This is a genomic window from Streptomyces sp. PA03-6a, assembly GCF_033792765.1.
GTDB lineage: Bacteria > Actinomycetota > Actinomycetes > Streptomycetales > Streptomycetaceae > Actinacidiphila.
Window position 1 is genome coordinate 22,608 of sequence record NZ_JARAVK010000104.1, and the last position, 8,804, is coordinate 31,411.

The window sequence follows — 8,804 nt, forward strand, 5'->3', positions numbered from 1 at the left end:
ACCGCCGCCGGCACCGTCGGGGACGGCCGGGAAACGCCGTCCGTCCCCGCCCCGCGGTCGGGAGCGGGAGGGGGACGGACGGCCAGGCCTGTGCGGCGCCGGCGGTGGGAACCGCAGGTCAGCCGAACATGCCGAGCTGGTAGCCGCCCGCAGGCTGCTGGTTGATCACGTTGATCCGGTTGTAGGCGTTGATCACGGCGATGAGCGAGATCAGCGCGACCAGCTGGTCCTCGTCGAAGTGCTTGGCGGCGTTCCCCCAGACCGCGTCCGAGACGCCACCGGCGGCGTCGGCGACACGGGTGGCCTCCTCCGCGAGCTCCAGGGCGGCGCGCTCGGCGTCGGTGAAGACCGTGGCCTCGCGCCAGGCGGCGATCAGGTTCAGGCGCACCGAGGTCTCACCGGCGGCGGCGGCCTCCTTGGTGTGCATGTCGGTGCAGAAGCCGCAGCCGTTGATCTGGCTGGCGCGGATCTTCACCAGCTCCTGGGTGAGGACCGGCAGCGTGGACTCCGCCAGCACCTTGCTCGCCGAGTTCAGGTGCCTCATGACCTTGCCGGCGAGCGGGTGGCCGAAGTAGTTCACGCGGGCTTCCATGGTGATCTCCTCTGCTGTGGGGTGCGATACGCAACGTTGACCGGGCTGCCCCGCGGAATGTGACAGCGCGGCGCACGCGACGCGGCTCTCCGTCTCCCGCGGGGCACGACGGCCGGCACACCCGGGGGCGCACCGGCCGCGTGGTGGGGCGGGACCGGCTCAGGCGCCGACGACCGAGCGTCCCGCGGCGTAGATGCGGGCCTGCTCGGCGACCCGGCGGCCGAGGTGCGCGGCGGTCGCGACGTCGGCCTTGTGGACCTCGTCCGCGCCGACGTCGGTGTGCGTCTGGGCACCCGCGCCGAGGTAGATGCCGAGGCGGTTGAGGTCGTCCTCGGAGGCGGTGGTGCTGTTCCAGCCCGGGTGCAGGCCGAGGTTGACCCAGGTCATGCCGTGCTGGGCCGCGAGGATGGAGAAGTACTGCAGCGTGTGGAGCTTGTCGCCGCTCTTGGCGCCGGAGTTGCTGAAGCCGGCGGCCAGCTTGTCCTTCCAGGAGTGGACGAACCAGCGCTTGGAGGTCGTCTCGGCGAACTGGTGGAAGGCACCCGAAGCCGTGCCCATGTAGGTCGGCGAACCGAAGACGATCGCGTCCGCGGCGTCGAGCAGCTCCCACTGCTCCTCGGTGATCTCGTCGACCTTGACCAGGTGGACGACGGCGCCGGCTTCCGCGGCACCGTCACGCACGGCCTCGGCGAGGACGGTCGTGTGGCCGTATCCGGAGTGGTACGCGATCGCGACGACGGGTGTGGTCATGGACGTTCTCCTCTTGCGGGGGTGTCTCCGGCTCCCCTGGGGGAGCCCTCACCCACCACGACCGGACAGTGCCCGCCGCTATGACACCAACCGGCCTTTTGTGACCAGGAGCACCTTGCCGGCCGATGTCGGCCTCGGGCCGGTACCGGGCGCCCGCGGGATCAGCGGCCCGCGGCGCCGGGCTCGAACGGGCCGGTCCCGGGGACCGCGACGAACTCGACGTCGGTGTACGCGCCGGCCGCCGTGCCCTTCAGGCCGAGCGCGCCGCCCATGACCCGCAGGTCGATGGAGAACCGTGTGGCCGCACCGGACCGCTTCAGGCCGTGGATGCGCTCGTCGACGTACCCGAGACCGTTCAGGACCCGCCTCACCTCGTCGGGGGTCGGGTCCGCCACACCCATCAGCGCCTGGGTGACACGCTCCACGTGGAGGTGCCCCGCGCACCACTCCACCGCGTTCAGCTCCACCTCCGGGCCCGCGGTGGGCAGCGCGGGCGCGCCGTCACCGGTCGGCAGTGCCTCCGCCGGACCGGTCCGCGGCTCCTCGCCCGGGGCGACCGGCTCGTCCGCCCCGGACGGGACCTCCAGGGCGCAGGGCCGCGCGACCGTGTTCAGCATCTCCACGAACGCCGGCTCCGGATCCTCCGCAGCCGACGGTGCCACGGCGGGCCGCACCCCTACGGCATCGGCTGCGTCCGTGTGCTCGGTGCCGCAGGCGGCAAGCGACAGGGCGGTCAGAACCGCCATCGCGAGTGCGGGAGTTCGTGTCATGCGGACAGTCTCGGATCGGGCGGCGCGGGGCGCTTGAGTACGCGTACTCAGCCGCGTGCGTGCACATGCCCCACTTCACCGCTGCGGCCACGGCACCTCTGGGAGCCCGACACGCCGGGCGGTCGCCGCGGGGGCGGGACGGGGGGCACGGCCGTGGATACTGCGGCCATGCGCGTCGACTTCGATCCCGAGGCCATGGGCGGCTTCGCCTTCTACCGCTTCCTGACCTCCGTGGTCGTGCCCCGGCCGATCGCGTGGATCTCCACCGTCACCCCGGACGGCCGGTACGAGAACCTCGCGCCGCACTCCTTCTTCAGCATCGCGAGCACGGATCCGCCGATCGTGCAGTTCACCTCGATCGGCCGCAAGGACTCGCTGCGCAACGTCGAGGACACCGGGGAGTTCGTGGTGAACTTCGCCTCCGAGGCACTGATGCCGCTGGTCAACGTCACGGCCACCGACTTCCCGCGGCACGTCAGCGAGTTCGACCACGCGGGCATCGAGCGCGAACCGAGCCTGAGGGTGCGTCCGCCCAGGGTGGTGGCCTCGCCGGTCGCCCTGGAGTGCCGCTCGCACACCACCTTGCGGATGGGCAATTCGACGCTGGTCTTCGGGCGGGTGGTGCACGCCGTCGCGGACCGGGATGTCCTGGCGGACGGCCGCCCGAGCGCCCCGCTGCTGCGGCCGCTCACCAAGCTCGGCGCCGACGAGTGGGGCACGCTCGGCGAGATCCGGCACCTGAACCGCATCCCGTACGAGGAGCCCTGACCCCTGTGACCGTCGCCGGCCGTCGGGGCCGGGGGAGGGCATGGGACGACAGGACCTACGCCAGGGGCGCCGTGGAGCCGCGGATCACCAGACGGCAGGGCTGCGGCTCGGTCCCGGAGCGGCGCTGCCCCGCGATGGCCGCGGACAGGGCGCGGGCGGCCACCCGGCCGAGGTGCTCCAGCTGCATGTCGACGCTGGTGAGCGGAGGGCGGGAGGCGGTGGTGATGACCTTCCAGTCGTCGAAGCCCATGACCGCGACGTCGTCCGGCACCGTGCGTCCGCGCTCCCGGAGGATGTCGATCGCGCCGCGGGCGATCTGGTCGTTGCCGCACATGATGGCGTCGACCTCGGGGTGCTGGTCGAGGAGCATGACGGTCGCCGCGCGGCCCCAGCCCTCGGACCACTCGCCGAAGCGGGCCTCGCCCACCGGCGGGACACCCGCCCCGGCGAGCACCTCCAGCGCGCCCTGCACGCGGTCGCGGCCCGCGGCGTAGGTCGGGTCGCCCGAGATGTGGGCGATGCGGCTGCGGCCGCAGGCCAGCAGGTGGCGGGCGGCGGTCCGCCCGGCGTCGACGTTGTCGGGGACGATCGACAGGTCGTCCGGGTCCTCGGACGGCGCGTACGCGTACACCACCGGCACGGGCAGCCCGCGCCCGAGTGAGGGGCGCGGGTCGGTACGGGCGCCGACCACGATCAGCCCGTCGACACGGCGGTCCAGCAGGGCCCGGACGTGGTGCCGTTCGCGGATCGCGTCGCCGCGCGCGTCACACAGCAGGACGGCGAGCTCACCCGCGCCGAAAGCGTCTTCGGCGCCCATCAGGATCGGGATGCTGAAGCGTCCCTCGAGGTCACCGGTGAGCAGCCCGACGGTGCGGGTCGGTCCGGCCTGCAGGCTGCGGGCCACGGGGTTGGGCCGGAACGCCAGTTGCTCGGCCGCCTCGATGACGCGCTGCCGGGTCTGCTCGCGCACCTGGCTGCGGCCGTTGAGCGCCTTGGAGGCCGTGGCCGGGGAGACCCCGGCCAGCCGGGCCACGTCGTTGAGCGTCGCGGGTCGGCCCGCGGTGTGTTCGGCCGGCTGAACCATGGCTGCATCCCTCCTCGTGCCCGTCGCGGGCCCGCGGGGCGGCGCCCGCAGGTGGGGGAAAGGCTACTCGAAAGTCTTTTTCCGCGATGCGTGCAGGGTGGTTGACGCCCACGGGTGCCGCTTCTAACTTTACGGAAAACGTTTTCGGTGCGTTTAGGCGGCCGGCGCCGCCCCCTCGACATGGCCAGGCCCTCCGAGCAAGGAGCGAGACATGAACACCACCGACGTACGGAGACGAAGGCGCCACCGGGTCCTGGCCGCGGCCGTGGGGCTGCTCACCGTCACGACCGCGCTCGCGGCCTGCGGCTCGGGCGGGAGCGGTTCGACCGAGGGCAAGGGCGGGGTCATGGGCCCCGACGACGGCGCCACCCTGACGATGTGGACGCGCGCCGCCACGCAGCAGCAGAGCCAGGCCCTGGTCGGGGCCTACAACAAGTCCCACCAGAACAAGGTGAAGCTGACGGTCATCCCCACCGACGACTACCAGGCGAAGGTGGGCGCCGCGGCCGGCTCCAAGTCGCTGCCCGACATCCTCGCCTCCGACGTGGTGTTCGTGCCGAACTACACCGCCAGCGGCCTGTACGCCGACATCACCGACCGCATCGACGCCCTGCCGTACGGCAAGGACCTGGCGCCCGCGCACATGGCCGCCGGCACGCTCGACGGCCGCAAGTACACCGTGCCCCACACCATCGACTCCTCCGTGCTCTTCTACAACAAGACCCTGTACAAGAAGGCGGGGCTGGACCCGGAGAAGCCGCCGACGACGCTGAAGGAGTGGGACGAACAGGCCCGCGCCGTCGACAAGTTGGGCGGCGACGTCAACGGCACCTTCTTCGGCGGCAACTGCGGCGGCTGCGGGGTCTTCACCTGGTGGCCGTCGGTCTGGGCCGCGGGGGAGGAGGTCATGAACGAGGACGGCACCGCCGCCACCCTGGACTCGCCCGTGGCGAAGGAGGTCTACGCGACCTACCGCGGCTGGGCGCAGGACGGCATCACCGCCCCCGGTGCCGCCGAGGAGACCGGCGCCACCTGGACCGGCTTGTTCCCCAAGGGCACGATCGGCGTGATGCCGATGCCGTCCACCACCCTCGGCCTGATGCCGGCGGGGCTGGACTTCGGCGTCGCCGCCATCCCCGGCCCGGACGGCGGGCAGTCGACGTTCGTCGGCGGTGACTCGCTCGGCATCTCGGCCACCAGCAAGAACGCCGGCCAGGCCTGGAACTTCCTCGCGTGGTCGCTCGGCGACGAGGCCCAGGTCGAGGTGCTCGCCGCCCACAAGGACATCGTCGCCCGCACCGACCTGGCCGAGAACAAGTACGCCAAGGCCGACCCCCGCCAGGTGCTGATCAACACCCTGGTGGCCAAGGGCACGACGCCCTTCGCCGAGAAGTTCGGCCAGACCTTCAACGACCCCAACGGGCCGTGGCTGGCCCTGATGCGGGACGCCGTGTTCGGTGACCCGTCGAAGGTCGACGCGGACAACAAGGCCATCACCGAGTCCCTGAAGGACTGACCGACATGCTGCTCGCGCGATCGCGCGGCTCCGGCTCCCCGGCGCCCGGCGGGGAGCCGCCTTCCCGGTCCCCGTCCGGGACCGGGAAGGCCCGCCCCGTCCACCGCGTCCCCTGGTGGCGGACCCGCCCGGCACAGGGCATCGGCTACGCGGCACCGACCGCCCTGTTCGTCGTGGTCTTCCTCGTGGTGCCGCTGGTCCTGGTCGGCCGGATATCCCTGAGCGACTGGCCGCTGCTGGCCGGGAACCAGGGCCTCAACGCCCCGGACAACTTCACCGAGGCCGCCGGCGACGACCTGCTGTGGCCCGCCGTCCGCTTCACCCTCACCTACACCGCGCTCGTCACGGTCCTGCTGCTCGGACTCGCCCTCCTGCTCGCGCTGCTGGTCCAGGAGTCCCGTCCCGGGACGGGACTGTTCCGCACGGTCTTCTTCCTGCCCAGCGCGCTCGGGCTGGCCTCCGCGTCGCTGCTGTTCCTCGGCATGTACAGCCCCAACGTCGGCCCGATCAGCCCGCTCCTGGAGAGGCTCGGCCTCGTCGACGGGCCCGTCTCCTTCCTCGGCACCCCGACCTCCGCCCTGTGGTCCACCGTCGCCCTCATCGTCTGGAAGTACGCCGGCTTCTACATGCTGATCCTGCTGGTCGGGCTCCAGCGCATCCCGCAGGACGTCTACGAGGCGGCGCGGATGGACGGCGCCGGACGCTGGCAGACCTTCCGCAGCATCACCCTGCCGCTGCTGCGGCCCTCGCTCGCGCTGACGCTGCTGCTGTCGGTCACCGGCTCACTGCTCGCCTTCGACCAGTTCTTCATCCTCACCAAGGGCGGACCCGACAACAGCACCATGACGGTGGTCTCCCTGATCTACCGGGAGGCGTTCCAGCGGCTCGACCTCGGGGCCGCGGCCGCGCTGTCCGTCGTCGTGCTGGCCGTGCTGCTGATCCTCAACGCCGCCCAGTTCCGCGGACTGCGCGGCACGGACACCTAGCGGACAGGGACACGCCATGAAACCCCACGGCCTCGGCCGCACCCCCCACCACGTCCTCGTCGGAGGGCTGGCCGCGCTCTTCCTGTTCCCGCTGGCCTGGAGCGCGTGGGCCTCCGTCAGCGGGCAGCCCGGTACCGCGCAGCAGTCGGGCTACGGTCTCGGCAACTACCGCTCGCTCCTGCACTACGACGCGGGACTGGCGCAGTACCTGTGGAACTCCACCCTCGTCTCGCTGCTGACGGTGGCCCTCACCCTGGTCGTCTCCCTCATGGGCGGGTACGCCTTCGCCCGCTTCACCTTCCCCGGGAAGAACGCCCTGTTCCTGCTCACCCTCGCCATCCTCATGGTCCCGTACGCCACCCTGTTGATCCCGCTGTACGTGCTGCTGGGCGACCTGGGCCTGCAGAACTCGCTCATCGGGCTCAGCCTGGTGCTGACGGTGTACCAACTCCCGTTCGCCACCTTCATGATGCGGATCTCCTTCGAGTCGGTACCGCACGAACTCGAGGAGTCCGCGCTCGTCGACGGCTGCGGCACGGCCAAGGCACTGGTCCGCATCCTCCTGCCCGCGGTGTGGCCCGGCCTGGTCACCGTGGGGCTGTTCGCCTTCCTCGCCGCGTGGAACGACTTCATCGCCCCGCTGATCCTGATCTCCGACAGCGCCAAGGCGCCGCTGCCCCTGGCCATCGCCAACCTGCGCCAGCGGTCCATGGGGGCCATCGACTACGGGACGACCGAGGCGGGGGTCGTCGTGCTGGCCCTGCCCTGCCTCGTGCTCTTCCTCCTCCTGCAGCGGCACTACATCCGCGGCTTCATGTCCGGCGCGCTCAAAGGCTGACCCCGCCCCGGCCCCACGACCGAAAGAGACCCCATGACACAGCCGATCCCGGCTCCCGTGCTGCCCACCCACGGCGGCCGACGTCCTCTCGGCCTCGGTGAAGTCCGCATCACCGGCGGCTTCTGGGCCCGACGCCAGCAGGTCAACGCCTCCGCCACCCTCGACCACTGCCGGCAGTGGATGGAACGCGTCGGCTGGATCGACAACTTCCGCGTCGCCGCCAGCGGCGGCCCCCTCGGCGAACGCCGCCGGGGACGGGAGTTCTCCGACTCCGAGGTCTACAAGCTCCTCGAGGCCATGGTGTGGGAGGCGGCCCGCACCCCCGGCAGCGCCCTCGACGCCGCGGTCGACGAACTCACCGACACCGTCGTCGCCGCCCAGGAGGCCGACGGCTACCTGAACACGGCCTTCGGGCACCCCGGCCGGCCACCGCGCTACAGCGACCTCGAATGGGGCCACGAGCTCTACTGCGCCGGCCACCTCATCCAGGCCGGCGTGGCCCAGTTGCGCACCCGCGGCGACGGCGCGCTGGCCAAGGCGGCGATCCGCGCCGCCGACCACATCTGCCACGTCTTCGGACCCGGGGGCGCCAACCCCGGCCTGTGCGGGCACCCCGAGATCGAGACCGCGCTGGCCGAACTCCACCGTGCCACCGGCGAACGCCGCTACCTCGACCAGGCCGCCCTCTTCCTCGACCGCCGAGGCCACGGCACCTTGGCGGGGGGCGAGTTCGGCCCGGGGTACTTCCAGGACGACGTCCCCGTACGGCGGGCGCACACCCTGCACGGGCACGCCGTACGGGCCCTGTACCTGGCCTCCGGCGCCGTCGACGTGGCCGTCGAGACCGGCGACGACGCACTGCTCGCCGCCGTCGTCCGGCAGTGGGAGCACGCCACCGCCCGCCGCACCTACCTCACCGGGGGCATGGGCTCCCACCACAGCGACGAGGGGTTCGGCGAGGACTTCGTCCTGCCACCGGACCGCGCCTACTCCGAGACCTGCGCCTCCGTCGCCTCGGTCATGCTCAGCTGGCGCCTCCTGCTGGCGACCGGCGACCCCCGCTACGCCGACCTCGCCGAACGCACCCTCTACAACGTCATCGCCACCTCGCCCGCGGACGACGGCCGCTCCTTCTTCTACGCCAACACCCTCCACCAGCGTGTGCGCCGGACCGTCCCCCCGCACGACAGCGACCGCCCGCGCCCCGAATCCGGCCTGCGCGCCCCGTGGTTCGCCGTCTCCTGCTGCCTGCCGAACGTGGCCCGCACGCTGGCCGCGCTCGACGGCTACGTCGCCACCGCGGACGCCGACGGGCTGCAGCTGTACCAGTACGCCGACGCCGAGATCACCACCCGCACGGCCGGCGGCGAACGCCTCGCGCTGCGCGTGCGGACCGGCTACCCCCCCGCTCGGACCAGTACGGGGCACGACCGCCCCGACACTTATACCCCCCGCCCGCCCCCACCCAGAAAGCCCGTTTCGACCCGGAGGTTCCCACAC

At 72.1% G+C, this 8,804-nt stretch carries 9 protein-coding genes; 5 read left to right on the plus strand and 4 right to left on the minus strand.

Translation table 11 applies throughout. From position 1 onward, the window contains the following. Window positions 1–118: 118 nt before the first annotated feature. From PV350_RS24130 to PV350_RS24140, 3 genes are all read right to left on the minus strand, one after another. Window positions 119–592 (minus strand): carboxymuconolactone decarboxylase family protein, encoded by a 474-nt coding sequence (locus tag PV350_RS24130; protein WP_499516057.1) that lies wholly within the window; start codon window positions 590–592, stop codon window positions 119–121. 159 nt (window positions 593–751) lie between these two features. Next, window positions 752–1,342, minus strand: coding sequence for a flavodoxin family protein (locus tag PV350_RS24135; protein ID WP_499516058.1), 591 nt, complete (start codon window positions 1,340–1,342; stop codon window positions 752–754). Between the two features lie 161 nt (window positions 1,343–1,503). Next, window positions 1,504–2,112: a hypothetical protein gene (locus PV350_RS24140; protein WP_500336038.1), complete on the minus strand. Its 609-nt coding sequence runs from the start codon at window positions 2,110–2,112 to the stop codon at window positions 1,504–1,506. A 168-nt stretch (window positions 2,113–2,280) separates the two neighbouring features. Here PV350_RS24140 and PV350_RS24145 point away from each other — a divergent pair, with 168 nt between their 5' ends. Beyond that, window positions 2,281–2,880, plus strand: a complete 600-nt coding sequence (locus PV350_RS24145; RefSeq protein WP_499516060.1) for a flavin reductase family protein — start codon at window positions 2,281–2,283, stop codon at window positions 2,878–2,880. 55 nt (window positions 2,881–2,935) lie between these two features. Here PV350_RS24145 and PV350_RS24150 read toward each other — a convergent pair whose 3' ends face one another. Beyond that, window positions 2,936–3,964, minus strand: coding sequence for a LacI family DNA-binding transcriptional regulator (locus PV350_RS24150; protein WP_499516061.1), 1,029 nt, complete (start codon window positions 3,962–3,964; stop codon window positions 2,936–2,938). A 211-nt stretch (window positions 3,965–4,175) separates the two neighbouring features. On the opposite strand from PV350_RS24150, the gene PV350_RS24155 reads away from it, so the two are divergent. The 4 genes from PV350_RS24155 to PV350_RS24170 form a co-directional block, all read left to right on the plus strand. Then, a complete protein-coding gene (locus PV350_RS24155) occupies window positions 4,176–5,480 on the plus strand; it encodes an ABC transporter substrate-binding protein (RefSeq protein ID WP_499516062.1) in 1,305 nt (434 codons plus the stop codon). Between the two features lie 5 nt (window positions 5,481–5,485). Then, window positions 5,486–6,466: a carbohydrate ABC transporter permease gene (locus PV350_RS24160; RefSeq protein ID WP_500336041.1), complete on the plus strand. Its 981-nt coding sequence runs from the start codon at window positions 5,486–5,488 to the stop codon at window positions 6,464–6,466. A 16-nt stretch (window positions 6,467–6,482) separates the two neighbouring features. Beyond that, window positions 6,483–7,304: a carbohydrate ABC transporter permease gene (locus PV350_RS24165; RefSeq protein WP_500336043.1), complete on the plus strand. Its 822-nt coding sequence runs from the start codon at window positions 6,483–6,485 to the stop codon at window positions 7,302–7,304. 33 nt (window positions 7,305–7,337) lie between these two features. Next, window positions 7,338–8,804: glycoside hydrolase family 127 protein (locus tag PV350_RS24170; protein ID WP_500336045.1), on the plus strand; the 1,467-nt coding region annotated here is incomplete at its 3' end.

Excerpts from the sequence above, each read along its gene's own strand:
- PV350_RS24140 (WP_500336038.1), bottom strand. The coding sequence starts at position 2,112 with ATGACACGAACTCCCGCACTCGCGATGGCGGTTCTGACCGCCCTGTCG.
- PV350_RS24155 (WP_499516062.1), top strand. The coding sequence starts at position 4,176 with ATGAACACCACCGACGTACGGAGACGAAGGCGCCACCGGGTCCTGGCC.
- PV350_RS24160 (WP_500336041.1), top strand. The coding sequence starts at position 5,486 with ATGCTGCTCGCGCGATCGCGCGGCTCCGGCTCCCCGGCGCCCGGCGGG.
- PV350_RS24165 (WP_500336043.1), top strand. The coding sequence starts at position 6,483 with ATGAAACCCCACGGCCTCGGCCGCACCCCCCACCACGTCCTCGTCGGA.
- PV350_RS24150 (WP_499516061.1), bottom strand. The coding sequence starts at position 3,964 with ATGGTTCAGCCGGCCGAACACACCGCGGGCCGACCCGCGACGCTCAAC.
- PV350_RS24145 (WP_499516060.1), top strand. The coding sequence starts at position 2,281 with ATGCGCGTCGACTTCGATCCCGAGGCCATGGGCGGCTTCGCCTTCTAC.
- PV350_RS24130 (WP_499516057.1), bottom strand. The coding sequence starts at position 592 with ATGGAAGCCCGCGTGAACTACTTCGGCCACCCGCTCGCCGGCAAGGTC.
- PV350_RS24135 (WP_499516058.1), bottom strand. The coding sequence starts at position 1,342 with ATGACCACACCCGTCGTCGCGATCGCGTACCACTCCGGATACGGCCAC.